General features: G+C 47.8%; 25 protein-coding genes and 1 pseudogene. 13 read left to right on the top strand and 13 right to left on the bottom strand.

Features of this window, described 5'->3' with window-relative positions; all coding sequences use genetic code 11:
- Nucleotides 1–36 precede the first annotated feature (36 nt).
- The gene (locus IEV89_RS08010; RefSeq protein WP_188472445.1) at nucleotides 37–255 is read left to right on the top strand and encodes a YceK/YidQ family lipoprotein; all 219 of its coding nucleotides are present in this window, start codon (nucleotides 37–39) and stop codon (nucleotides 253–255) included.
- Nucleotides 256–271: 16 nt separating this feature from the next.
- Here IEV89_RS08010 and IEV89_RS08005 read toward each other — a convergent pair whose 3' ends face one another.
- Entirely contained in the window at nucleotides 272–679 is a 408-nt protein-coding gene (locus tag IEV89_RS08005; protein ID WP_188472443.1) for a MysB family protein, read from the bottom strand.
- 222 nt (nucleotides 680–901) lie between these two features.
- Here IEV89_RS08005 and IEV89_RS08000 point away from each other — a divergent pair, with 222 nt between their 5' ends.
- Nucleotides 902–1,300, top strand: a complete 399-nt coding sequence (locus IEV89_RS08000) for a VOC family protein (RefSeq protein ID WP_188472252.1) — start codon at nucleotides 902–904, stop codon at nucleotides 1,298–1,300.
- A gap of 6 nt (nucleotides 1,301–1,306) precedes the next feature.
- Here the strand turns inward: IEV89_RS08000 and mdtG are convergent, their stop codons facing one another.
- The 4 genes from mdtG to IEV89_RS07980 form a co-directional block, all read right to left on the bottom strand.
- Entirely contained in the window at nucleotides 1,307–2,545 is a 1,239-nt protein-coding gene (gene mdtG / locus IEV89_RS07995) for a multidrug efflux MFS transporter MdtG (RefSeq protein WP_188472250.1), read from the bottom strand.
- Nucleotides 2,546–2,840: 295 nt separating this feature from the next.
- On the bottom strand, nucleotides 2,841–3,773 hold the full coding sequence (locus IEV89_RS07990) for a Kdo(2)-lipid IV(A) acyltransferase (protein WP_188472248.1): 933 nt from the start codon (nucleotides 3,771–3,773) through the stop codon (nucleotides 2,841–2,843).
- A gap of 409 nt (nucleotides 3,774–4,182) precedes the next feature.
- Entirely contained in the window at nucleotides 4,183–5,280 is a 1,098-nt protein-coding gene (locus tag IEV89_RS07985) for an NADH:flavin oxidoreductase/NADH oxidase (protein ID WP_188472246.1), read from the bottom strand.
- A 56-nt stretch (nucleotides 5,281–5,336) separates the two neighbouring features.
- Nucleotides 5,337–5,516, bottom strand: a complete 180-nt coding sequence (locus IEV89_RS07980) for a hypothetical protein (RefSeq protein WP_188472244.1) — start codon at nucleotides 5,514–5,516, stop codon at nucleotides 5,337–5,339.
- Nucleotides 5,517–5,551: 35 nt separating this feature from the next.
- Here IEV89_RS07980 and trhO point away from each other — a divergent pair, with 35 nt between their 5' ends.
- Nucleotides 5,552–6,607, top strand: coding sequence for an oxygen-dependent tRNA uridine(34) hydroxylase TrhO (trhO, locus tag IEV89_RS07975; protein ID WP_188472242.1), 1,056 nt, complete (start codon nucleotides 5,552–5,554; stop codon nucleotides 6,605–6,607).
- A gap of 55 nt (nucleotides 6,608–6,662) precedes the next feature.
- Here trhO and IEV89_RS22070 read toward each other — a convergent pair.
- The 6 genes and pseudogenes from IEV89_RS22070 to pyrC all read right to left on the bottom strand — a co-directional run.
- Nucleotides 6,663–6,772, bottom strand: a pseudogene (locus IEV89_RS22070) (YceI family protein); the annotation flags it as partial.
- Nucleotides 6,773–6,971: 199 nt separating this feature from the next.
- Nucleotides 6,972–7,631 carry a LuxR C-terminal-related transcriptional regulator gene (locus IEV89_RS07970; RefSeq protein ID WP_188472240.1) on the bottom strand — a complete coding sequence of 220 codons (660 nt, stop codon included), beginning with the start codon at nucleotides 7,629–7,631 and terminating at the stop codon, nucleotides 6,972–6,974.
- A gap of 219 nt (nucleotides 7,632–7,850) precedes the next feature.
- The gene (solA, locus tag IEV89_RS07965; protein ID WP_188472238.1) at nucleotides 7,851–8,969 is read right to left on the bottom strand and encodes an N-methyl-L-tryptophan oxidase; all 1,119 of its coding nucleotides are present in this window, start codon (nucleotides 8,967–8,969) and stop codon (nucleotides 7,851–7,853) included.
- A 187-nt stretch (nucleotides 8,970–9,156) separates the two neighbouring features.
- The gene (gene bssS, locus IEV89_RS07960) at nucleotides 9,157–9,411 is read right to left on the bottom strand and encodes a biofilm formation regulator BssS (protein WP_188472236.1); all 255 of its coding nucleotides are present in this window, start codon (nucleotides 9,409–9,411) and stop codon (nucleotides 9,157–9,159) included.
- A 357-nt stretch (nucleotides 9,412–9,768) separates the two neighbouring features.
- The gene (dinI, locus tag IEV89_RS07955; RefSeq protein ID WP_188472233.1) at nucleotides 9,769–10,014 is read right to left on the bottom strand and encodes a DNA damage-inducible protein I; all 246 of its coding nucleotides are present in this window, start codon (nucleotides 10,012–10,014) and stop codon (nucleotides 9,769–9,771) included.
- Between the two features lie 124 nt (nucleotides 10,015–10,138).
- Complete coding sequence (gene pyrC, locus IEV89_RS07950) at nucleotides 10,139–11,188, bottom strand: dihydroorotase (protein WP_188472231.1); 1,050 nt, start codon at nucleotides 11,186–11,188, stop codon at nucleotides 10,139–10,141.
- A gap of 226 nt (nucleotides 11,189–11,414) precedes the next feature.
- On the opposite strand from pyrC, the gene IEV89_RS07945 reads away from it, so the two are divergent.
- Nucleotides 11,415–11,702: a putative quinol monooxygenase gene (locus IEV89_RS07945; protein ID WP_188472229.1), complete on the top strand. Its 288-nt coding sequence runs from the start codon at nucleotides 11,415–11,417 to the stop codon at nucleotides 11,700–11,702.
- Between the two features lie 93 nt (nucleotides 11,703–11,795).
- Here the strand turns inward: IEV89_RS07945 and rne are convergent, their stop codons facing one another.
- Nucleotides 11,796–15,083, bottom strand: coding sequence for a ribonuclease E (gene rne / locus IEV89_RS07940; protein WP_188472227.1), 3,288 nt, complete (start codon nucleotides 15,081–15,083; stop codon nucleotides 11,796–11,798).
- A 593-nt stretch (nucleotides 15,084–15,676) separates the two neighbouring features.
- Here rne and rluC point away from each other — a divergent pair.
- Nucleotides 15,677–16,639: a 23S rRNA pseudouridine(955/2504/2580) synthase RluC gene (rluC, locus tag IEV89_RS07935; RefSeq protein WP_188472225.1), complete on the top strand. Its 963-nt coding sequence runs from the start codon at nucleotides 15,677–15,679 to the stop codon at nucleotides 16,637–16,639.
- Between the two features lie 63 nt (nucleotides 16,640–16,702).
- Here the strand turns inward: rluC and IEV89_RS07930 are convergent, their stop codons facing one another.
- Nucleotides 16,703–17,299, bottom strand: coding sequence for a Maf family protein (locus IEV89_RS07930; protein WP_188472223.1), 597 nt, complete (start codon nucleotides 17,297–17,299; stop codon nucleotides 16,703–16,705).
- Between the two features lie 141 nt (nucleotides 17,300–17,440).
- Here IEV89_RS07930 and yceD point away from each other — a divergent pair, with 141 nt between their 5' ends.
- From yceD to fabF, 8 genes are all read left to right on the top strand, one after another.
- Nucleotides 17,441–17,965: a 23S rRNA accumulation protein YceD gene (gene yceD, locus IEV89_RS07925; protein WP_188472221.1), complete on the top strand. Its 525-nt coding sequence runs from the start codon at nucleotides 17,441–17,443 to the stop codon at nucleotides 17,963–17,965.
- A 12-nt stretch (nucleotides 17,966–17,977) separates the two neighbouring features.
- Entirely contained in the window at nucleotides 17,978–18,145 is a 168-nt protein-coding gene (rpmF, locus tag IEV89_RS07920; RefSeq protein ID WP_002210931.1) for a 50S ribosomal protein L32, read from the top strand.
- Between the two features lie 60 nt (nucleotides 18,146–18,205).
- Nucleotides 18,206–19,243, top strand: a complete 1,038-nt coding sequence (gene plsX / locus IEV89_RS07915) for a phosphate acyltransferase PlsX (RefSeq protein WP_188472218.1) — start codon at nucleotides 18,206–18,208, stop codon at nucleotides 19,241–19,243.
- Between the two features lie 6 nt (nucleotides 19,244–19,249).
- Nucleotides 19,250–20,203, top strand: a complete 954-nt coding sequence (locus tag IEV89_RS07910; RefSeq protein WP_188472216.1) for a beta-ketoacyl-ACP synthase III — start codon at nucleotides 19,250–19,252, stop codon at nucleotides 20,201–20,203.
- A gap of 18 nt (nucleotides 20,204–20,221) precedes the next feature.
- Entirely contained in the window at nucleotides 20,222–21,151 is a 930-nt protein-coding gene (gene fabD, locus IEV89_RS07905; protein ID WP_188472214.1) for an ACP S-malonyltransferase, read from the top strand.
- Between the two features lie 13 nt (nucleotides 21,152–21,164).
- On the top strand, nucleotides 21,165–21,899 hold the full coding sequence (gene fabG / locus IEV89_RS07900) for a 3-oxoacyl-ACP reductase FabG (RefSeq protein ID WP_188472212.1): 735 nt from the start codon (nucleotides 21,165–21,167) through the stop codon (nucleotides 21,897–21,899).
- Nucleotides 21,900–22,052: 153 nt separating this feature from the next.
- Entirely contained in the window at nucleotides 22,053–22,289 is a 237-nt protein-coding gene (gene acpP, locus IEV89_RS07895; RefSeq protein WP_188472210.1) for an acyl carrier protein, read from the top strand.
- A gap of 98 nt (nucleotides 22,290–22,387) precedes the next feature.
- Entirely contained in the window at nucleotides 22,388–23,629 is a 1,242-nt protein-coding gene (gene fabF / locus IEV89_RS07890) for a beta-ketoacyl-ACP synthase II (protein WP_188472208.1), read from the top strand.
- Nucleotides 23,630–23,762 lie beyond the last annotated feature (133 nt).

Below are 23,762 nucleotides of genomic sequence, written 5' to 3'. Positions count from 1 at the left end.
GGAGGTGAAGTGATTAAACGTTCTATATTGCGCTCAATGGTCGTGGTATTTTCGGTGATGGTGTTGACCGGTTGCGGCAGCATTATTAGCCGTATGGTGCCCGGTCAGGGGCACGGTGCTCAATACTATCCGGGGGTACAGTGGGATGTTCGAGACGGTCCCTGGCGGTATGTGACGGTTATCGACGTGCCACTTTCGATGATTGTCGATACCTTCATGCTGCCAATCGACGCTCGCCATGGTCCTTACGAATAAGGTTAAACGTGCAGCGTTAGTCTATATCGCGGCCAGGATAGTCGTCTTCGTCATCCCATTCGCTGGCAGCGGCTTCGCCTTCTTCACTGCCCAGCGGCGGTTCATGTTGATATTCGCCTTCGTCCCACTCATACAACGTGCTCTCTTCCAGCCACTCTTCTTCTAATTCGCGTTTATCGTAGTCGTCATCAAAAATAGCCTGTGCTGCTGCGCCGCTGCGAAAGGTCAGGCTCTCAATCGACTCGCCTTCTTTAGCAAAAAACTCCGCCTGCCACATGATGTCACCATCCTGCAAAATGTACTTTTGCAGATTAAATTGCTCTGGCATCGGTGTTTCGTCACTGTCTGTGGTGTCTTGTACTGACTCAAGAAATTCTTCTCGCGCGGCATCAACAGCTTCTTCCAGGGTTGCATACATGCTCATCATTTTCTCCTGAGTTGATTTCACCGGAGCTCCGGCTTATGTTTAATGAAATCTTTAGTAATTAAGGGGTAAGGTGACGCCGCAAAAAAATCGGCTGACTTTTTCTCTGATTCATTAATTGTTGACGCTATGGCCAAGGATGCAAGTTTTTGACGGTCGATAGCGCAAAAAATTGGCTATTTTTAGCTATTTTCAAAACCAAATACTGATTGAGAGAGCCTTATGATTCCACGCGACTGTGTTTTACGTATTGCTCGTCCGACCGACAATTTGCGACGTATAGCGCAGATGTATTGTGATGGGCTGGGTTTCGAACTGTTGGGGGATTTCGAAGATCATCTGGGCTTTTATGGTGTGATGATAGGGCATCCGCAGCATCACTATCATTTGGAGTTTACCCATCATCAGGGAACAAAGGTTGGCAGGGCACCTACGCAGGATAATTTGTTAGTGTTCTATATGCCGGATGCGCAGCGGTGGCAAACACAGTGCGAGCAGATGCGAGCTGCCGGTTTCATTGACGTCGCTTCATACAATCCATACTGGGATAACACGGGCAAAACGTTTGAAGATACCGACGGTTATCGTGTGGTGCTTGCCCAGCGCGGATGGACCGCCTAATGTGGCCTAGTCGACCATCGCCTGATGTGGCCGGCGTTGCAGACACCAGTAGGAGTAAAGGGTATTGAACAGTACGACCAGCGCGGTAACAATGAATACCGTTCTAAAGCCATAACTTGCAGATACAGCAGCGCCCAGCAGAGGTCCTGTTACGTTGCCAACGTCGCGAAACGATTGGTTATAGCTGAAAACTCTGCCTGCGACCTGATTGGTGCAATTGTAAATCAGCAGCGTTTGGACTGCAGGCAATAAGGCGCCATCTGCCGCACCGAGCATAAAACGCAGGATCCCCAACTGTAGCGGGTTTTGCACAAACGCCATGGGAATCAGTAACAGTACCGAGCAGGCGAGCATCGCAACAAGGATCCTTTCCGGTCCGATTCTGTCCCCCAGTTTCCCAAGCCTCGGCGCACTCATGAGTGCGGCAACACCGGGCACGGAGGCAATCATCCCACTGATAAATGCCAGGTTCTGCGTATTGCCTGCTAACTCACGCACATAGAGTGTCAGGATCGGCGCAATCGAGCCGGTCGCCACCTGGATGATCATGGTGGTTATAAACAAAAACAAGACAAGTCGAGGGTTTTTTAGCGAGGCAAAGACCTGCTTGCGACTCAGCATGTCTTTTTTATGGATTGGAACGAATTGCTCACGGATGCAATACAAGGTCATCAGGAAGCACAAAAACAATACGCTGGCGGTGATGAAAAATACTGGGCGCAATCCGTAACTATCAGCCAACAATCCGCCGACCAAAGGGCCCAACAGCGCGCCGCTAACGCCGCCGGTCGATAGCGTGCCCAATGCCCAGCCACTTTTATTACGAGGGATTTGGGTCGCGATCAGGGCATTGGCATTGGGAACAAAACCACCAAGTAACCCAAGCAACGCTCGCAGGAAGAGAAACTGCCAAATATTTTGCGCAAACCCCATCAGCACCATCACGATAGACATACCCAGCGCCGAACGCAGGAGCATGATTTTACGGCCCTTGCGGTCGGCCAGACTCCCCCAGAATGGGGAGGCGATAGCGGAAAACAGAAATGTAATGCTGAAAACAAGCCCCGACCACATGTTCAGCGACCCCTGGCCAGTAACGCCAAGCGTTTCAACATAAAGCGGCAGGAAAGGCATGACCAAGCTAAATGCAGCACCGGTAAGAAAACAGCCGATCCAAGCGACGAAGAGATTACGTTTCCAATTTATTGGGGAAGGGGCTTTTTCTGGTGCGGGTTCCGACGTCATAAAATACCGATGAAAGTGGTCCATTGACTTTGAGCTGCTGCGGAAAGTAGGACAGAGAAGATTAACAATCACTGAGTTGGATAATTATGCGCCTAATGATCAGCCATATCAATAATGTTACGAGAAAGTTAACGGAGGAAATAAAATACAGGTTCATTAATTTTATGCAGAGTTGGCCTTTCAAAGGGCAAACCAATAGAAGGGCGGAAATAGTGAGCCAAAGGTAGCGGAAGTCGCGTGATTTAGGACCCAAGCTGGCTGCTGTGAAATCAGCCTGGATCCTACCTGGGACTGTCTAATCTACCGTCTGATACAATGAAGGTTCGCCTTCAGGTCGGGTCTTAAAGCGACGGTGTAGCCACATGTATTGTTCAGGTGCCAGACGAATTTCGTTTTCCACCACTTTGTTCATATAAGTAGCCGCGACGACTTCATCATCCAGTGGGAAATTATCGACTGCAGGATGCAGCAATAGCTCATAGCCTTTACCGCCTTCGAGACGACGCGGTGTAAAGGGAATAATCGCGGGTTTACCCATCCGTGCCAACAGGTAGGTGCCGGTCGTGGTGGCGGCTTTATCCACGGCAAAGAAGGGCACAAAAACGCTGCTGCGCGGGCCGTAATCGTGGTCAGGGGCATACCAGATAATATCGCCCTGTTTTAGGCTGCGTATCATCCCTTTCAGGTCTTTGCGGTCAATCATTGCCTTATTAGAACGCATACGACCTTTAGTCTGAATCCAGTCCATCAGCTTATTATCATGTGGGCGATAAACACCAACACCCGGATTATGAATGCCGAAGATGCGTGCACCTAACTCGAGCGTAAGGAAATGTACACCGATTAACAAAACGCCTTGCTGGTTATCGCGAGCTTTCTGAATATGTTCCAGTCCGCTGACTTTAAACCAGCGTGCTATCCGCCGGTCTGGCCAGAACCAAGCCATACCTGTTTCAAATAGACCCATGCCGACTGACTCAAAATTTTTCAGCACCATATGATCTCGCTGTTCACGGTTCATGTCCGGGAAGCAGAGCTCAATATTACGTTGGGCGATATGAAAACGGCGTTTTAAGAAACGCATCGAGAAGCGACCCAGACCGGTACCCAGACGATAAATGACCGGATAAGGTAGAAGCACAAGTAAATAAAGCAACCCTAAGCCAATCCAGGTTAGCCAGTAACGCGGATGCAGTAGGGAAAGTGTAAAGGTCGGTACCTGAGTCATAAGCTCTCTGCGTCAATCTCGAAGTAAGAAAATATAAGCTCTGTCTTAGGCAGTAGCCGCAACGGAAAAACGCTACAACCTGACCAATATGGCCACGATTGATTTCCTGAATCAAAGTGACATATTGTGGCATTTTTTTTGTTTGAGGTGAAAACGAACGGCATTAATAGCTAATTTTATTAATATCTGTATATGAACGGTCTAGATACTGTTCACTTTATAAGTAGATTCGCTAAACATGCCATTATTCTGATCAACTAAATATCGTCAGACAATGGCATTTTGTCAATTGTACGCGTTATTTTATAGAACTCTTCACAGTGAATTAAGGGAGTCTGTGGATAACAAGTTAATAAGTGACGCAATACAATGGGCAACGTGACATTGCCCATTAGACGGTGAATGTGGGTTACTCAGCGAGGAATAGGCCTTTAACGTTATGAGGTTCGCTACGCCAGTATTGTTTAGGCGCACTGATTTTCGCACCCAATTTCGCCGCCGCATGCCACGGCCAGCGTGGGTTATAAAGAATTCCGCGCGCCAGGGCTATCATGTCGGCCTGACCCGTGCTGATGATGGCTTCTGCCTGTTCTGGTTCGGTGATGAGGCCTACTGCGATCACCGGCATTTCTACTTCCTGTTTAATCCTTTCCGCAAAGGGTACCTGGTAGTTAGGGCCGACGTTGATTTCTTGCTGAGGACTTAATCCACCACTCGATATATGAATGTAGTCACAACCCAATTTATCCAGTGCTTTAGACAGAGTGACAGATTGCTCCAGATCCCAACCACCCTCGACCCAGTCAGTTGCTGAGATACGCACACCTATCGGTTTTTTTGCCGGGAAGACTGCACGTAGTTCCTGGAAAATCTCCAGCAGCAGGCGCATGCGGTTTTGCAATGAACCGCCATACTGGTCGGTGCGTTGGTTAGCCAGTGGTGATAGGAATTGGTGCAGTAAATAGCCGTGCGCACCATGCAGTTCTAGCAGATCAAAGCCTAAACGGTCTGCCCGTTTTGCAGAGTCCACATAGGCTTTCTTTAGTTGGGCAATCCGTTCTAAGGTCATGGCTTGTGGCGCAGTATCTGTTTGTGCAAAGGGCGCGGCGGATGGTGCAATAGTTTGCCAACCACCTTGTTCCAGCGTGAGTTGTTTGCCGCCTTCCCACGGCACTTGGCACGAGGCTTTACGGCCCGCATGTCCCAGTTGTAGGCCGAGCGGGATGCGGCTGTTATCACGAATTGACATCACCAGCTTTTTCATTGCAGCTTCGGTTTCATCGTCCCACAGACCTAAATCCTGAGGCGTTATGCCGCCAATTGCTTCGACGGCAGTCGCTTCAAGGATCAGCAACCCTGCGCCGGAAAAAGAGAGTTGGCCTAAATGTGCATGGTGCCACGAGGTCGCTTTGCCATGGTCCGAGGAGTATTGGCACATAGGTGCGATGATTATGCGGTTGGCTAAGGTCAAATCACCCAGTGAAATTGGTGCGAAAAGCTTGCTCATAGTTCCCTCATTGTCGTGATGCATACATGATGGTGAATGAAATAATTCATAGTCACTCACTTTAAAGTACCGTATTTTTGAAATCCTGCATGGGTTGGTGCCTGTGTTTGTCCCTGTTTCGCGGTAATTTTTACCATGGGAGATGTTGCTGTCGCTGCTTTAATGTATGATATTTCCGCTTGAAAAGTTGCGTTTGGGTAACCAGATGCGGTAACACCATCTTTAAAGATGTCCATTAATACAGCCTCCATGAAAGACAGGAACGTACACCATGCCAGTGTTACATAACCGAATTTCTAACGAGGAACTGAAGGCACGCATGCTGGCCGAAACCGAGCCGCGTACCACAGTTTCTTTCTATAAATATTTTCATATTGATGACCCGAAAGCTTTCCGCGATGTGCTCTACGTTTGCCTGACGAAGCTCAACGTATTTGGCCGTATTTATGTGGCCAAAGAGGGCATCAATGCGCAAGTCAGCGTCCCGCAAAGCCAGTTCGAGGCCTTTAAAACTGAGCTTTTTGCCAGCCATCCGGCGCTCGTTCATGTTCGCCTGAATGTTGCGCTGGAAGACGATGGAAAATCTTTCTGGGTACTGCGCCTAAAAGTGCGTGAACGCATTGTTGCTGATGGCATTGACGACGAGACGTTTGACCCATCAAACGTGGGGCAATACCTCAAGGCCGAACAGGTTAATGCCATGATCGATGACCCAGACGCGGTATTTGTCGACATGCGTAATCACTATGAATACGAAGTCGGACATTTTGATCAGGCGCTTGAAGTGCCGTCGGATACTTTCCGCGATCAACTGCCGATGGCTGTCGATCTGCTTCAGGAAGACAAAGACAGAAAAATTGTCATGTATTGCACCGGCGGTATTCGTTGTGAAAAAGCCAGCGCCTATATGCTGCATAAAGGTTTTAAAAACGTATATCACGTGGAAGGTGGCATCATTGAATATGCTCGCCGCGCCAAAGAGCAGGGTTTACCGGTAAAATTTAAAGGAAAAAACTTTGTTTTTGATGAGCGCATGGGCGAGCGAATTTCTGAGGATGTGATTGCGCACTGCCACCAGTGCGGCACAGCCTGTGATGACCATACCAACTGCAAAAACGACGGCTGCCATCTTCTGTTTATTCAGTGTCCAAGCTGTGCTGAGAAATTTGACGGTTGTTGCAGTGAAATTTGCCAGACTGAGCTGAAATTGCCGCGTGAAGAACAGCGGAGTCTGCGTGCCGGACGTGAGAATGGCATCAAGATCTTCAACAAATCTAAAGGATTGTTGCATACCACCATGCATATTCCGGTACCTGAAAAAGAATAATTTTTTAGCGGGTTAGTTTTGGTCAATAAGGGCTCAGAAGATTGAGCTCTTATTATTTCAGCTTAATGCTTCCCGCGGCTTCAAAACCGGCATGGTATCCGCCCCAGGGACCTTTTGACCGAGTACCTTAGCCTGCAAGGTCAGCAGTTTTATGACACCATTCAGGGGCTCTCGTTGCTGTGCAGGTGTTCAGATATCATTCTTGGTCATCAATGATCGTCCGGTCCGATCCAAAACACATAATCGTTAGTGTTCTATTATGGGAAGGCGAAGTGGTGCGGGAAAACGATCATGATTTGACGCAATAAAAGTAAAGGGCCACATCGGGTGACCTTTTGTATATCGTCGAATAAGTACGATGACATTATCTATGCAGCGTCAAGATTTCTTCTTTTTCCTGACGGCTCAGCGGCGGGCGTGACCTCTGATCTATTGGCCAAAAAAGATATTTGATAAAGTTGTAAACAAAGCAGAACTCTAGCCGGTTTCTTACCTTAACTTTCTGTGTCAAATGACGTTTGTGCACGTAAACTGTACGACCGCTTATTTTAAGTATACGGGCTATGCGATAATTAGGCATCTCTGACATCCAATAATTCATGACCAAAATTTCCTGGTCGCTAAAAATAGAACTATTACTATAGGATGTTTCGTTAGTCATATAGAGTTCGGAATGTAATACCATATCTTTTAGTAGGCGAGTCACTAGCTTTTTATTTAAGATGTAAACGTTACGTGTGATTGAAGTGGGAATGTCTGTAACCGGATATTGTACGTCTAAGTAACAATACATTTTTACGTTACATACACATTCAATAAACTCTTTTAATTCACTTGAAAATTCAGAATGCTGGCAGTAACTTGTGGCATTGATGAAAATTATATTGGGTTGAAATGATTTGATTTCTTGCATTGCCAGCGAAATATTTTCGCAGGCAATGATTTGATTTCCTTCATTTTCAAGAAGAAAGGAATATATACCGAGACGGGTGAAACCACAGCATTCTATGACTAAAAATTTCATATTACTTCCTTGTCAATGCGCTTGTGATGCGCGGCAGCTACCACTCCTGTGATAACGGGTTAAAGGATAGATTTTTACTTATAGCGATGTCAATCACAAAAAAAGGATATTGATTAACAATAAGAAGTTCATCATAAAATAATTTCTTAGAATAATAATTAATTTAGTCTTAGCCCATTATCCCGGACAGAGTTTTCCGGGATAATAAGGGTTGAAGACTTACTCGGTAAAGCGTGAAAGCGAGAAGGGTTTAAGGTTAAACTTTTTGGTCTTGTTTTGCCCGAATTCGGAAACAATTTCCCCGAGTACGCTGGCAAACTTAAAGCCGTGACCACTCAATCCCGTGATCACCAAAGTACTGTCGCGTCCCGGCAGGGTGTCGATGATGAAATCTTCATCCGCCGTAACATCATAGGTGCAGGCTGCGCCATGCAGACACACACCAACACCCGGCAGATGGTGGCGAAGAAAGTTGAATAACTCCGTACCATCCTGCTGAACGGCGCCAAAAGGTTTGCGTTGTTCCTGGGAGTCGATCGGCTGACCACCGTTATGCTTACCCAGTTTTAGTTCGTCTTTGACTGAGGGAAAACCATAAAACTGGTCACCCTGTAGCGTTTCAAAGGTAAAGGCGGGAAAGTGATTATCTTCACTGTAGCGGCCATCTGCATGGTGCCAGGCAAAAACCTTTCGAACAGGGCTAACCGGTAATTCCGGTAGCAATTTTTTGACCCAGGTTCCCGCCGTTAACGCTATTTTAGCGGCATGATAAGTCCCTTCATGAGTCGTCACGATAGCGCCTCGATCATCATAATCGATGGATTCAACCGGGCATTTAAACAGCTGAGCACACCCCGCTTCACGCGCGAGGCGGATATAGGCGGCTATGGCAACTTCACTTTGTAAATAGCCTGAATCAGGCTCATAAACCCCGCAATAGTCATCAGAAACACTGATAAGTGGCCATTTTTCTCGAATTTCACTGGCACTCATGGCGACGGTATTCAGAGCATATTCGATAGAGCTGTTTTTCACATTCGTGATGAATTCAGAGCCTTCCGGGCCAATATTGATCACGCCGCTGCGATGAAAAATTTTTTCGCCACTGATTTGCTCCAGTTCATTCCACAGTTGCTGCGCTCGGAGCACCATCGGAACATAGCAGGCACCTTCGCCATAAGCATGGCGTATGATGCGGGTTTCCCCATGATGGCTACCTTCTGTGTGTGGTGGCATGGCGCTGTCAATCATGAGTACTTTCAGACCGGCACGAGTCGCATAATATCCAGCGGCTGAACCGACTGAACCACTGCCAATCACAATGAGGTCATACTCCATTTATTGAGGTTCCTAAGATGACTTTTAACAATTTAGTAATGTTCATGATAGTGAGTTTCGTTGGTCAAAGGCAAGATGTGTACTGTATTTGAAGGGGAGCTAATGGCGTTTAAAGCGTCATAAATGAGAAAGGCACTCTGACGTGAGTCGAGAGTGCCTTCAGAGTGAAGCGCCTAATAAGGCCAAATTAATGTTTGCGATGCTCAATATACTCATACTCGTTGGATTCAATCTTTTCTATGCCAGCTTCAAGAATGTTGATCAATTGCCTTGCAACATCTGTGGTTAACCACAAGGTTCTGTCTACATGTGCATCCTCTGGCGTTTGGCCTTTAGAGGACAGGTAATGAAGACGTATCATCATGGCGTCATAAGAGTCCACAGTACTAATATCCCAACCTACAAGCGGGTGTGTCTGAATAACCTCATCATTTCTTTCCATATAGACCCCTTATTTGTAGTGACTGACACGAGTAACTAACGAGGATCAAGGCGGCTCATTATTTTGTGAGCTTTTTGAGTATAAACATTTAAAAGCGTTTATGGCGAGCAATTGCTTATTTAAATGTGAATAAAGTGTGAGAAAACATTAAGAAAGAGAAACCGTATTGCCCTAACATAAATTTATGGGGATCCAGATGAGTAAATATTGAACAGGCAGGTGTCAAAAAAGCCGGACAGCGACGCCCGGCGAAGATAGCATTGGCTCAAAAAGCCTGGTTTTATCAACCTGATTATTATTAATCTCGGTAAGGCATTAAGTGCCGTTAGCCGCATGTACTGGCTGGTCTAATATTGGTCAGTCAGTGGTGAACCATTCATCGGCACTTTCCCACGTTTCTTGCAAAATTTCTTCAATACGATCGCGGTCTGTCTTGGGCGCACCCATGACTGAAAGATTGTTCGAGCCTGCATAACGCACCTGAATTTTATTATCAGTATCGGAAAACTGCTGGTTGATACGTTTACTTAATTCACCAGACAATGCTTCGATAGCACCGGTTGGCAGAGGTTTGGTTTTATCGATAGTGACTTCAACACGCATAATACCTCCTGAATAAATTTGACTGTATATTTATACAGTTAAATTTGCGGGTAAGCAAGCACAGTCTTTGGGGCCATTGCAAAGTAACAGAGAACAGAATATGACATCCTGTTCTTGTGTTGGTTTAACAGGCGGTCACTGTCCAGTTTAAGGTTTGCCCGGCTAAGAATGGCACTACGGATTCATTGCCGAGGGCTATCTCTTCCGGTTGAACGACGGCGATACGTGTTACTTCGATAAAATCATCGTTAAGGGGTAGGCCGTAGAAACGCGGACCGTTCAGCGAGCAAAACCCCTCGAAATGCTGTAAGGCATTCATCTCTTCAAAAACAGTGGCGTAGGCTGGTATCGCGAGAGGGGCATTGAAACACCCCGCACAACCGCAACTGGATTCTTTACGACCTTTGGTGTGCGGAGCTGAATCTGTACCTAGAAAGAAACGATCCGAACCGCTGGCAATGACTTCACGCAATGCCTGTTGGTGGATGTTGCGTTTAAGGATAGGTAAACAAAATAGGTGAGGTCGAATTCCGCCGACTAACATATGATTTCGGTTGAACATGAGATGCTGTGGGGTAATGGTGGCAGCAAGATACTGATTACCAGCCTGGACATACTGCGCAGCCTCTTTGGTGGTAATGTGCTCAAATACTATTTTCAACTCAGGAAAGTGAAGACGGATAGGCTCCATAACGTCATCGATAAAGCGGGCTTCGCGGTCGAAAATATCTACGTCACTATGGGTTACTTCACCGTGAATTAATAGCGGCATACTGATGTTTTGCATGCGTTCTAAAATAGGGTAAATCGATTTAATGTCAGACACGCCATGCTGGGAATTAGTCGTCGCATTTGCCGGGTAAAGTTTTGCCGCAGTAAAAACACCTTCCAGATAACCACGCTCGACCTCATCAGGATCAAGAGAATCTGTCAGGTAGCAGGTCATCAGTGGTGTAAAACGATGGCCGACAGGAATGGCGGCAATGATGCGGTTGCGGTAAGCGATCGCGGCTTCCACGCTGGTCACTGGTGGCGTAAGGTTTGGCATAACGATAGCCCTGCCAAATATTTCGCTGGTGAATGGCAAGACGGCGCTGAGCATGTCGTCGTCACGAAGGTGAATGTGCCAGTCATCAGGGCGGCGAATTTTCAAAACTTGCGGTGTTGCAGTCATCAGGCAGAACTCCGGCATTGAGAGACATAAAGTTGGGATCAGGTGCGATAATGGGAGCATTAACGGCGGGGAACAAGGATAAGCGCAAATGTGTTTTGGTGCATCTGTTTAATAAAGTTAGCGTTGAAATCAGTGTGGTTGAAGGTCCATAGTAATGGCAGCACATTGTTAACAATTGCTTTCATCCAACCTAACGAAAGCCTGATCTATACCACAGGAGAAGATTATGGAAATCAGAGTTGTTGCTACTGTTATTGTGAAACCCGAGTTTTTGAGTGAGGTCAGTGACGCGTTACACGAAGTGATTGAGCCAAGTCGCCAGGAGGTTGGGTGTCTGCAATATGAATTGCATCGTGACATTGACCATCCAGAGACCTTTGTCTTCTACGAGCGTTGGGCCTCAAAAGAGGCGCTATTGAAGCACAATGATACAAAACACTTTGTGAACTTTGCCCAACATTTGGAGGGGAAACTTGTGGCTCTGGATATAAAACGTCTTAAAAGCGTCGCCTAATTTCTCCGGCATTCTTGTCTAAGAACGCCTGAGAGTAAGGAATAAAAAACCCGCCGAGGCGGGTTTTTTATTACAGAAGTTATGCCGTATTATTTATTCGGTTGGCATGGTCGGTTTAGTTGCTGGTGCAGTCGCTGTACTGGCTGCGGCATGACCGCCCGCGGAACCTTTACCTTCAAAGTCAAACTCTGGGCGGACCCAGTTGCTCTGAGACGTCGGTTCCTGCACGTAATCTGGTGCCGGAGCTTTGGTCATCGGAGCCGCAGCATGATGTTTGAAGCGTGGAGCAAGTTCAGCGGCGGCAGTCACCGGTGCGGGTTTCGCTACAGCAGGAGTGACGACGTCAACCTGAGGTACAGTACCCACCACGACAGGTTCTACAACAACGGGTTGTTGAGATTCTGGCTTCACTTCAACGACTGGGGTTTCTTCAATCGGTTCTGCAGTTTCAGCGTCAACCACAACAGGCTCATCAGCAACAGGTTGTGCAGCCGTGACTTCAGATGGCTGTTCAACTGGCGTGCTAGCAACGGCCGTTTCGACTGTTGCTGGCGCTAAAGCTTGGTCTGCTGCCGCAAACACTACTTCAGGTTCAGCTTGTACGGTTTCATTCACAACGCGGGTCATTTCATTGGCTGTTGGCGTATTCTCTGGAGCAATATCACTCTGATTAGCCAGAACTTCAGTGTTATCAGACACTGTATCCTGGATGTCCTGCTGGTAAGTGACTTGCGCTAATGGATAAGAAATCCACACTTTGCCTGATGCCATTTCTGGAGAGACGAAAGCACCTGCCAATGGCATTGGTGACTGCGCTGGGTAGCGCTCATCACGATAACGGCGACGGCGCTGACCACTAACACGTAGATGACGAGGTGAACGACGTGAACGACGTGGCATGCCACCATCGCGACCATTTTCACTCTGGTTGTCATCATTATCATTGTTAGATACATGTTCAGCCTCAGGAGCCGCTTGGGTAACTTCTTGCGGTTCCTTAGGTGTCACGGCAGATGGCATAATGCCCGTGATTAACTGCTGTGCAGCAGCCTCTGCTTCGTGATCCACTTCAGACTCAAAACGAACCTTCTGAGACAGCTGGCGACGCTGACGTCGTTGTGCTGGCTGACGATCTTCCTGTTCAGTTTCTTCCGCTGCCACTGGGGTAGCAGCAACAACGGTTTCCTGCGCGATCGATTCCTGAGGTTTCTCTTCCTGCTGCGGGCCTTTACGCTTATCGTCTGAACGACGGCGAGAGCGATCACCACGTTCACGACGCGGCTGCTGCTGCGGTTCATCCTGGGAAACTGTTGTATCGACTTCTTGTTCAACAATGACTTCAGAAACAACTGCCGGCTCCTGATTACGACGGTTACGGCGCTGATCTTCACGTGGTTCACGGTTGTTTTCGCGAGTATCACGGCTTTCATTCTGGCTATCACGGTTGTTTTCGCGGCCTTCGCTGCGGTTATCTCGGTTACCACGGTCGTTACGTTCACCGCTACGTTCACGGCGTCCACCGCCCTGACGGCGTTGATTACGGCGTTCACTATTACGGCGATTTTCGCCCTCAGTGGTTTCCTTTTCAACTTTCGGTGCTTCGACAGGTTTAACTTCCACTTGCGGTTCTGAAGCAAACAGACCTTTCAAACCACTAAGGAAACGACTGACTAAACCTGGTTTCTCGACAACAGGCGCATTGATAACTGTTGTGCGAGTTTGTACTGGTTGCTCAACAGCATCAGGCTGTTCGAAAGAAGACGGAGGTGCTTCACTTTGCAAGGCAAAGGCTGCCAGAGCCGGTTGTTCTGGACGTTTACGTTCGCTAGGGGCTTCTTCTGAGGGTTGCAGCATTTCCGCTTCGTGATACTGAGGCAGTAAATAGCTGAGTACAGAAGAATCTTCACCTTTACGTACACGCAGAACAGCGTAATGAGGCGTTTGCATCTGATCGTTAGGGACAATCACCGCACGCACGCCACCTTGACGTTTTTCAATAGCGTTAACTGATTCACGCTTTTCATTTAACAGGTACGAGGCAATAGGTACCGGAACAATGGCGTGAACTTCTTTGGTGTTCTCTTTAAGCGCTTCTTCTTCTATTAGACGCAGAATAGAAAGCGATAGGGATTCGTTATCACGAATTGTCCCAGTCCCCGCACAGCGCGGACAGATATGATGCGTTGACTCCCCCAATGACGGGCTGAGACGCTGACGTGACATTTCCAGTAAACCAAAGCGGGAAATGCGGCCAATCTGAATACGCGCGCGATCCTGACGAACTGCGTCGCGTAGACGGTTTTCCACTTCACGTTGATGGCGCACTGGCGTCATATCGATGAAGTCGATAACAATCAGGCCGCCAAGGTCACGAAGGCGTAATTGGCGTGCAATTTCGTCCGATGCTTCAAGGTTGGTGTTGAAAGCCGTTTCTTCAATATCACCACCACGGGTTGCTCGTGCGGAGTTAATATCGATAGCCGTCAGCGCTTCGGTACTGTCGATAACGATCGAACCACCCGAAGGCAGACGAACTTCACGCTGGAAGGCAGACTCAATCTGAGATTCAATCTGATAATGGCTGAATAGCGGAATTTCACCAATGTAAGGTTTGATTTTGCTACTGAAGTCCGGACGGCCAAGCGCTGCAATGTGTTCTTTTGCAAGTTCGAGGACTTTCGGGTTATCAATCAGGATCTCGCCAATATCTGGACGCAGATAATCACGGAATGCGCGCACAATGACATTGCTTTCCTGATGAATCAGGAAAGGAGCAGGGCGACCTTCGGCTGCTTTCTTAATGGCATCCCAGTGTTTCAGACGGAAAGTCAGGTCCCACTGTAACGCTTCTGCAGATTTACCCACACCTGCCGTACGCACGATAAGACCCATGCCATCAGGTAATTGCAGTGAGGAAAGTGCTTCTTTCAGTTCAGTACGGTCATCACCTTCAATACGGCGGGAGATACCTCCAGCGCGTGGATTGTTCGGCATTAACACTAAATAGCTACCGGCCAGACTGATAAATGTTGTCAGCGCTGCGCCTTTGTTACCGCGTTCCTCTTTATCAACCTGAACAATAACTTCCTGGCCTTCACGCAGAACATCTTTGATGTTAGGGCGACCATGCGAGGAATAATTGCCAGGGAAGTATTCGCGGGAGATTTCTTTGAGAGGGAGAAAACCGTGCCGTTCCGCGCCATAGTCAACGAATGCAGCTTCAAGGCTAGGCTCTATACGGGTAATTTTCCCTTTATAGATATTCGCTTTTTTCTGCTCGTGGCCCGGACTTTCAATATCCAAATCATACAGCCGTTGACCATCTACAAGGGCAACGCGCAACTCTTCTTGTTGAGTCGCGTTAATCAACATTCTTTTCATCTTAACTTACTCGTTATTTTTGCATTATCGATAGAACTGCGGGCAAAAATGACCTCATGACCGGGTAAACCGTTGGCCCCGAGTCTTCTCGCAAAGTCGTCAACCTCACGGTTGTCGCTTGCATAGGGGCGCATTATTTCGGTAAGTCTGCTTTTGCCGTTTTAAAAACACCAGCGTTGTGAAAACAGTACTTTTATTAGGGGAATAGCCTCTGAATTTAGGTTAACAGATCTCATTCCATTTGCCGGCCAAGCTGCAACCCGCAGCCCGCTAATTGCTTGATTTCACATCACGTCTTACGCCATTGCTGCGTTTTTATGTGATCAGGCAAATATATAATTCCTGCGTTTTCCCTAACTTAAGAGAAACAACGCGGAAAGTAACGTCATTATTCCATTGCAGGCCCTGTGATAGCAAGGTGACTTTACCGCTTGCAGTAAAGATTCTTATACTTATGCGAGATGTGCAGCACTGATTTACCACTCACCGCATGCAGTCCGTCGGGTTTTCATTGTCGCTTACTGGTAAGCTATACGTTACGCACATAAAAAACCTGTGGCGCGGAACGTGCCGGATATTTAGAATCGCGAGCCATGAAAACTGAGAATCCATCTGTACAACTAATCTCCATCTCCGAAGACGAAGCCGGGCAACGGATCGATAACTTTTTGCTCAAAATCCTTAAAGGCGTGCCGAAAAGCATGATTTATCGAATTGTGCGCAAGGGCGAAGTTCGGGTTAATAAGAAACGTATTAAGCCAGAATATAAATTACTGGCCGACGATATAGTGCGTGTTCCGCCTGTGCGCGTTGCCGAGCGCGATGAAATACCCGTCTCTGCCAAGTTGGACAAGGTCGCGGCATTGAACGACTGCATTTTATATGAAGACGACCATTTACTGATCCTGAATAAACCCTCCGGTACTGCGGTGCATGGAGGAAGTGGGCTGAGTTTTGGTGTGATTGAAGGGTTACGTGCATTGCGTCCTGATGCTCGTTTCCTCGAACTCGTGCATCGTCTCGACCGTGATACTTCCGGCGTATTGCTGGTTGCTAAAAAGCGTTCGGCATTGCGTTCACTGCATGAGCAGCTACGTATGAAAGGCATGCAGAAAGATTATCTGGCTTTGGTTCGTGGTGAATGGCAGCCACATTGCAAAGTTGTGCAAGCTCCTTTGCTAAAGAATATTTTGCAAAGTGGTGAACGTATTGTGCGTGTGAATGCACAGGGTAAACCTTCCGAAACTCGCTTCAAAATTGAAGAACGTTATGCGTTCGCTACGTTGGTTAAAGCTAGCCCTGTAACAGGAAGAACACATCAGATTCGTGTCCATGCGCAACATGCAGGACATCCCATTGCTTTCGATGACCGCTATGGTGACCGCGAATTTGACGGGCAGCTCGCTGGCACTGGGTTGAATCGCTTATTTTTACATGCAGCAGCCCTGCGTTTTGAACATCCAGGAACAGGCGAAACCATGCGTATTGAAGCGCCGCTTGACCTGAAACTGCGAAATTGTTTGAAAAAACTTCGACTGAAATCCGTAACATCCTGAATATTTTAACATTTTATGAACAAGCGCTGAAAAGGCGCTTAATTCATTTCTTTGAGATGCCAATCAGCCGAGCAATGGGTTGATCCCTTTCGCTCGTAATAATTCGAGCAACGCGATTATTGGCAGACCAATGAGCGTATTGGGATCTCTTCCGTTGAGGCGCTCAAAAAGGGTGATACCCAAACCTTCACATTTAAAACTTCCGGCGCAATCGAAAGGTTTTTCTGCCTGTAAATAACCCCGAATCTCTTCATCTGCGAGGTGACGGAAAGTCACCTCATAGGTTTCACAGAGTGTCAGAGCCTCTCCAGTATCACTGTCAACCAATGATAAACCGGTATAAAAAGTCACTGTCTGCCCGCTGGCAGCGCTTAATTGCTTAAATGCGTTATCGAAGGTATGTGGCTTTCCGGTTATCTGCCCGTTGATAACGCAGACTTGATCCGAGCCGATAATAAAGTGGCCAGCATATGAAACGACCAATGCACGGGCTTTGGCTTGCGCTAATCTTTGCACCAACAACTCAGGGCTTTCCCCCGGTAGCACTGACTCGTCAATGTCTGGGGCGGCGCATGTAAAGCGGATCATCGTTTTTTCCAGTAGGGCGCGCCTATAGGAGGATGTGGAGGCCAGTAAAAGCTTTTTAGGGGAGCGTTCCATAATTTTTTCCACAAAGCATAGCGTTCTTGAATCACACATTTTAAACTGTATGCCGCTGCGGAAGCGAATATTGGTGAAAGGTGCGTTTTTTAGGCCTTTTTCTTTGACTCTATGTCGTTACAAAGTTAATATGCGCGCCCTATGCAAAAAGTAAAATTACCCTTAGCTGTTGATGCGATTCGTACAGCCCAGAAGCGTTTAGATTACTCTGGTATCTACACTGCTAGTCAGGTGACACGAGTAGCTGCATCAGTAGTTAGTGTTGATTCTGATGTACAAACCTCTTTGTCGTTTGATATCGACAATCTGCGTCTGGCTGTTATTAATGGCCAGTCTGATTTGACCGTTACTCTGGAATGTCAGAGATGTGGTAAGACGTTTGAACATCAGGTTCACGCAACGTATTGTTTTAGTCCTGTTCGCAATGATGAACAGGCTGAGGCATTACCGGAAGCGTACGAGCCGATTGAAGTCGACGAGTTTGGCGAAGTCGATCTGCTGGCGATGATTGAAGATGAAATCATTCTTTCATTACCTGTCGTTCCGGTACATGAATCTGAACACTGTGAAGTGTCCGACGCGGACATGGTGTTTGGTAAACTGCCTGCAGAGGTGGAGAAACCAAATCCATTTGCCGTATTAGCGAGTTTAAAGAAAAGTACTTAAGGAGTAAGGTCCATGGCCGTACAACAAAATAAACCAACCCGTTCTAAACGTGGCATGCGTCGCTCTCACGATGCCCTGACCACCGCCACTCTGTCTGTGGACAAAACTTCTGGTGAAACTCACCTGCGTCACCATATCACTGCCGACGGTTTCTACCGCGGTCGCAAGGTAATCGGCTAAGATTTGCTGACTACTTATTTGCGGAGAAACCCTCGTGATAAGTACTAGCAAGGCGATTCCTTGACTCGTCTAACCCTTGCGTTAGATGTAATGGGCGGGGACTTCGGTCCTTCCGTCACAGTGCCTGCTTCATTGCAGGCACTGATCTCTAATTCTGAACTCAATCTTCTTTTAGTTGGCGATCCCGACGCAATCACACCATTTCTTCTCGATAAAGCCGATGCTTCCCAAATGGAAAGAATTCGGATTATTCCTGCTGAATCAGTTATAGCTGGTGACGCTCGTGCATCTCAAGCTATCCGTGCCAGTAAGGGCAGTTCAATGCGTGTCGCGTTGGAGCTTATCAAAAGTGGAGACGCCGAGGCCTGCGTCAGCGCCGGTAATACTGGTGCGTTGATGGGTTTGGCGAAAATGATAGTAAAACCTCTTGAAGGTATAGAACGCCCGGCGTTGATGACGGTTTTACCGAATCAGCAGCGCACTAAAACGGTGATTCTTGACCTCGGGGCGAATGTTGAGTGTGACAGCACAATGCTGGTCCAGTTTGCCGTGATGGGCTCAGTAATGGCTGAAGAAGTCATTGGTATTTCAAATCCACGGGTAGCCTTACTGAATATTGGTGAGGAAGAGTCTAAAGGGTTGGATAACATCCGGGGTGCGGCAGCCATTCTAAAAAATACACATGCAATCAACTATATCGGTTATCTTGAAGGCAATGACCTGTTAACCGGTAAGACGGATGTCATGGTGTGTGATGGTTTTGTAGGTAATGTCACGCTCAAAACCATGGAAGGTGTAATAAGGATGTTTTTGTCACTGTTAAAATCTTCTGGAGAGAGTGGCAAGCAGGCTTGGTGGCTGAAATGGTTAGGTCGTATTTTGCAGAAGAAGTTAGCAAAGCGCTTCAGCCATCTAAATCCAGACCAGTACAATGGCGCATGTTTGTTAGGATTACGGGGCATCGTTATTAAAAGCCACGGCGGAGCAAACCAGCGCGCGTTTGCTGTTGCTATCGAACAGGCTGTGCAGGCGGTGCAGCGGCAAGTTCCTAAACGGATAGCCGCGCGCCTTAAGGCTGTATTACCCAAGAGTGACTGATCGTACATGTATACAAAAATTCTCGGTACGGGGAGCTATTTGCCCGTGCAAGTTCGGACTAATGCCGACTTAGAAAAAATGGTTGATACCTCCGACGAATGGATTGTCACCCGGACTGGTATCCGTGAGCGTCGCATTGCTGCGCCGGATGAGACTGTGGCCACAATGGGCCTGCATGCGGCAGAAAAAGCACTTGAAATGGCTGGTGTCAGCGCAAGCGACGTGGGTTTAATTATTGTTGCGACAACCTCATCTTCCCATGCATTCCCTAGTTCTGCATGCCAAGTGCAGAATATGCTGGGTCTTAAAGATTGTGCGGCATTCGATTTGGCTGCGGCGTGCGCAGGGTTTACCTATGCGTTGAGCGTAGCCGATCAATATATCAAAAACGGCGCAGTGAAATATGCGCTGGTGATCGGTTCCGATGTCTTGTCGCGCAAACTCGATCCTCAAGATCGTGGCACGGTGATTTTGTTTGGTGATGGCGCAGGTGCCGCATTACTTGGTGCATCTGAAGAACCCGGCATTATTTCCACGCACATGCACGCTGACGGCCATTATGGCAACTTGTTGACGTTACCGTATCCAAGTCAGGCTGAGCCGGAAAAACCTACTTATGTGACGATGGCGGGTAGCGAAGTTTTCAAAGTTGCGGTGACTGAACTTGCGCACATTGTTGATGAAACGCTGAAAGCAAATAACATTGATCGCTCCGAACTCGATTGGTTGGTTCCGCATCAGGCGAACCTGCGTATCATCAATGCCACAGCTAAAAAACTGGGCATGGGGATGGATAAAGTGGTTATTACGCTCGATCGTCATGGCAACACGTCTGCTGCATCTGTGCCTGCAGCCTTTGACGAAGCAGTACGTGACGGGCGAATTCAGCGTGGGCAATTGGTATTGCTCGAAGCATTTGGCGGTGGCTTTACCTGGGGCTCGGCGCTGGTACGTTTTTGATTTAACAGGGTGATGAAAATGACAAAAATAGCAGTTGTTTTTCCAGGCCAGGGTTCTCAGGCTCTTGGAATGCTGGCTGATTTGGCCGCAACCTACCCGATTGTGAAAGAAACCTTTGCTGAGGCTTCCGCGACACTGGGTTATGATTTATGGCAGCTGGTACAAGAGGGGCCGGCTGAAGAGTTGAATAAAACCTGGCAAACGCAGCCTGCTTTACTGGCCGCATCAGTGGCTATGTGGCGTGTATGGCAACAGCAGAAAGGTGCTGAGCCAGTGTTTATGGCAGGCCATAGCTTAGGTGAGTACTCTGCTTTAGTGTGTGCTGGCGTGCTGGATTTCAAACAGGCCATCTCGCTGGTTGAGTTACGAGGCAAGCTGATGCAGGAAGCCGTGCCCGAGGGTACTGGCGCAATGTCGGCGATTATCGGTCTCGATAACGCTGCCATCGCTAAGGCGTGTGAAGAGTCTGCGCAGGGTCAGGTTGTTTCTCCTGTGAACTTTAACTCGCCCGGTCAGGTGGTCATCGCAGGGAACAAAGAAGCGGTTGAACGTGCTGGTGCTGCTTGTAAAGCCGCTGGTGCGAAGCGTGCATTGCCTCTGCCTGTCAGCGTGCCGTCTCACTGTGCTTTGATGAAGCCAGCTGCTGATAAAATGGCCGTAGCACTCGAGAATGTTACTTTCAATGCACCCCAATATCCGGTCGTGAATAACGTGGATGTAAAAGTGGAAACGTCTCCGCTAGCCATTCGCAGCGCATTGGTTCGCCAATTGTACAACCCCGTTCGCTGGACTGAGTCAGTAGAGTTCATGGCGGCCCAGGGCGTTGAGCATTTAGTCGAGATTGGTCCGGGTAAGGTATTAACAGGCCTGACCAAACGTATTGTTGACACCCTGACCGCAGCGGCAGTGAACGACTCTGCTAGCCTCTCAGCGGCGCTTGGACAATAAAAAGAGGTACATAATGAGCTTCGAAGGTAAAATTGCCCTGGTCACTGGCGCAAGCCGTGGTATTGGCCGTGCTATCGCAGAGAAATTAGTCGCTGGTGGTGCAACAGTGATCGGTACTGCGACCAGCGAGAAAGGCGCAGAAGCAATCAGCGAGTATTTAGGCGAAAACGGTAAAGGTATCGCTCTAAATGTGGTTGATTCTGCATCGATTGAACAGGTATTGGCTACGATTCGAGCTGAATTTGGCGAAATTGACATTTTAGTTAATAATGCCGGCATCACACGTGATAACCTTCTCATGCGTATGAAGGATGACGAGTGGCAGGATATCCTGGATACGAATTTGACTTCTGTGTTTCGGCTGTCAAAAGCAGTAATGCGGGCTATGATGAAAAAGCGGTTTGGCCGGATCATTACTATCGGTTCTGTTGTTGGAACTATGGGTAACGCAGGGCAGGCGAACTACGCGGCGGCTAAAGCTGGTTTGATTGGTTTTAGCAAGTCTTTGGCGCGTGAAATTGCTTCACGTGGCATTACTGTCAACGTCGTTTCTCCCGGCTTTATCGAGACGGACATGACAAGGGCGTTGACAGATGACCAACGCGCAGGCATTTTGTCATCAGTTCCAGCCAACCGGTTGGGTGATGCAAAAGAGATTGCCAGCGCAGTTGCTTTTTTAGCCTCTGACGAGGCCAGCTATATCACTGGCGAAACATTACATGTCAATGGCGGCATGTATATGATTTAAAAATTACGAAACTATTTGCGTTATTTGCGGTAAAAACCGCAAAATAGAGCAAATTCGTGGTTTGACCAGCCGGGATTTAGTTGCATCTTTTCCAACATTTTATACACTACGAAAACCATCGCGAAAGCGAGTTTTGATAGGAAATTTAAGAGTATGAGCACTATCGAAGAACGCGTTAAGAAAATCATTGTTGAACAGCTGGGTGTTAAACAGGAAGAAGTAGTTAATGCTGCGTCTTTCGTAGACGACCTTGGCGCTGATTCTCTCGACACCGTTGAGCTGGTTATGGCTCTGGAAGAAGAGTTTGATACCGAGATCCCTGACGAAGAAGCTGAAAAAATCACTACTGTTCAGGCAGCTATTGATTTTATCAACGCTAGCCAGGCATAAGCTAATCTGCATTTAGTTTAGATAATTAGGCGGTCACTCGACCGCCTAAGTTTTTTCTGTCCACCGTCTCACTTTTCTCCCTCCCTGGAGTACACAACGTGTCTAAGCGTCGAGTTGTAGTGACTGGACTTGGCATGCTGTCTCCTGTCGGCAATACTGTAGAGTCAACTTGGAGTGCTCTTCTTGCCGGTCAGAGTGGCATTAGCCTAATCGATCATTTTGATACTAGCGCCTATGCAACACGGTTTGCTGGCTTAGTAAAAGATTTTAATTGTGAAGAGTACATTGCGCGTAAAGATGCACGCAAGATGGATGCCTTCATTCAGTATGGTATTGCCGCCGGTATTCAGGCCATGCAAGACTCTGGGCTTGAAGTGACAGCCGAGAACGCGCCACGTATTGGTGCTGCAATTGGTTCCGGTATTGGTGGGCTTGGTTTGATCGAAGAAAACCATACCTCTTTGGTTAACGGCGGGCCACGCAAGATCAGCCCATTCTTCGTTCCTTCCACTATTGTCAACATGATTGCCGGTCATCTAAGTATCATGTTTGGTTTACGTGGTCCGAGCATTTCAATTGCCACCGCTTGTACTTCTGGTGTCCACAATATTGGCCATGCGGCGCGTATCATTGCTTATGATGACGCAGATGTCATGCTGGCTGGTGGGGCAGAAAAGGCTAGCACCCCTTTGGGTGTAGGTGGTTTTGGCGCAGCGCGCGCGCTCTCTACCCGAAATGACAACCCTCAGGCTGCAAGCCGCCCTTGGGATAAAGATCGTGATGGTTTTGTGCTGGGAGACGGCGCAGGCATCATGATTCTGGAAGAGTACGAGCATGCGAAAAAACGCGGCGCGAAAATTTACGCCGAAATCGTCGGATTTGGTATGAGCAGCGATGCCTATCACATGACCTCACCTCCAGAAGATGGCGCTGGTGCAGCTCTGGCGATGGAAAACGCGTTGCGTGATGCGGGTATTCTGGCATCAAAAATTGGCTACATTAATGCGCATGGCACGTCAACGGCGGCTGGTGATAAAGCCGAAACTCAGGCTGTCAAATCAGTATTTGGCCTTGATGCAAAACGTGTACTGGTCAGCTCGACTAAGTCCATGACCGGTCATTTGTTAGGTGCTGCTGGTGCGGTTGAATCAATCTTTACTTTGCTGGCGCTTCGCGATCAGGCTGTCCCACCCACCATCAATCTTGACAATCCCGATGAGGATTGCGATCTGGATTTCGTTGCACACGAAGCTCGGCAGGTCACCAATATGGAGTACACGCTGTGTAACTCGTTTGGCTTTGGCGGTACCAATGGTTCCCTGGTTTTCCGTAAAATCTAGCGAGTCATCGTGCGGTGTCTATTTTCTTAAAAGGTCCGTTTACGGGCCTTTTTGCTGTCTGATATTCCTATCAACATGTTGAAATGCATTACTTGATACAGAGCATAAAATGCATCAGGCTCTCTGTTTGTCA

Source organism: Hafnia psychrotolerans (assembly GCF_014639435.1).
GTDB lineage: Bacteria > Pseudomonadota > Gammaproteobacteria > Enterobacterales > Enterobacteriaceae > Ewingella > Ewingella psychrotolerans.
This window is presented reverse-complemented; position numbering and strand designations above follow the sequence as displayed.

What these genes read in the sequence shown, in the direction of transcription:
- fabD (WP_188472214.1), top strand. Translation starts at nt 20,222, where the DNA reads ATGACAAAAATAGCAGTTGTTTTTCCAGGCCAGGGTTCTCAGGCTCTT.
- bssS (WP_188472236.1), bottom strand. Translation starts at nt 9,411, where the DNA reads ATGGAAAGAAATGATGAGGTTATTCAGACACACCCGCTTGTAGGTTGG.
- acpP (WP_188472210.1), top strand. Translation starts at nt 22,053, where the DNA reads ATGAGCACTATCGAAGAACGCGTTAAGAAAATCATTGTTGAACAGCTG.
- IEV89_RS07970 (WP_188472240.1), bottom strand. Translation starts at nt 7,631, where the DNA reads ATGAAATTTTTAGTCATAGAATGCTGTGGTTTCACCCGTCTCGGTATA.
- IEV89_RS07990 (WP_188472248.1), bottom strand. Translation starts at nt 3,773, where the DNA reads ATGACTCAGGTACCGACCTTTACACTTTCCCTACTGCATCCGCGTTAC.
- fabG (WP_188472212.1), top strand. Translation starts at nt 21,165, where the DNA reads ATGAGCTTCGAAGGTAAAATTGCCCTGGTCACTGGCGCAAGCCGTGGT.
- trhO (WP_188472242.1), top strand. Translation starts at nt 5,552, where the DNA reads ATGCCAGTGTTACATAACCGAATTTCTAACGAGGAACTGAAGGCACGC.
- IEV89_RS08010 (WP_188472445.1), top strand. Translation starts at nt 37, where the DNA reads ATGGTCGTGGTATTTTCGGTGATGGTGTTGACCGGTTGCGGCAGCATT.
- rpmF (WP_002210931.1), top strand. Translation starts at nt 17,978, where the DNA reads ATGGCCGTACAACAAAATAAACCAACCCGTTCTAAACGTGGCATGCGT.
- IEV89_RS08000 (WP_188472252.1), top strand. Translation starts at nt 902, where the DNA reads ATGATTCCACGCGACTGTGTTTTACGTATTGCTCGTCCGACCGACAAT.
- solA (WP_188472238.1), bottom strand. Translation starts at nt 8,969, where the DNA reads ATGGAGTATGACCTCATTGTGATTGGCAGTGGTTCAGTCGGTTCAGCC.
- pyrC (WP_188472231.1), bottom strand. Translation starts at nt 11,188, where the DNA reads ATGACTGCAACACCGCAAGTTTTGAAAATTCGCCGCCCTGATGACTGG.
- mdtG (WP_188472250.1), bottom strand. Translation starts at nt 2,545, where the DNA reads ATGACGTCGGAACCCGCACCAGAAAAAGCCCCTTCCCCAATAAATTGG.
- IEV89_RS07910 (WP_188472216.1), top strand. Translation starts at nt 19,250, where the DNA reads ATGTATACAAAAATTCTCGGTACGGGGAGCTATTTGCCCGTGCAAGTT.
- dinI (WP_188472233.1), bottom strand. Translation starts at nt 10,014, where the DNA reads ATGCGTGTTGAAGTCACTATCGATAAAACCAAACCTCTGCCAACCGGT.
- IEV89_RS07985 (WP_188472246.1), bottom strand. Translation starts at nt 5,280, where the DNA reads ATGAGCAAGCTTTTCGCACCAATTTCACTGGGTGATTTGACCTTAGCC.
- IEV89_RS07980 (WP_188472244.1), bottom strand. Translation starts at nt 5,516, where the DNA reads ATGGACATCTTTAAAGATGGTGTTACCGCATCTGGTTACCCAAACGCA.
- IEV89_RS08005 (WP_188472443.1), bottom strand. Translation starts at nt 679, where the DNA reads ATGAGCATGTATGCAACCCTGGAAGAAGCTGTTGATGCCGCGCGAGAA.
- IEV89_RS07945 (WP_188472229.1), top strand. Translation starts at nt 11,415, where the DNA reads ATGGAAATCAGAGTTGTTGCTACTGTTATTGTGAAACCCGAGTTTTTG.
- IEV89_RS07930 (WP_188472223.1), bottom strand. Translation starts at nt 17,299, where the DNA reads ATGGAACGCTCCCCTAAAAAGCTTTTACTGGCCTCCACATCCTCCTAT.
- rne (WP_188472227.1), bottom strand. Translation starts at nt 15,083, where the DNA reads ATGAAAAGAATGTTGATTAACGCGACTCAACAAGAAGAGTTGCGCGTT.
- yceD (WP_188472221.1), top strand. Translation starts at nt 17,441, where the DNA reads ATGCAAAAAGTAAAATTACCCTTAGCTGTTGATGCGATTCGTACAGCC.
- rluC (WP_188472225.1), top strand. Translation starts at nt 15,677, where the DNA reads ATGAAAACTGAGAATCCATCTGTACAACTAATCTCCATCTCCGAAGAC.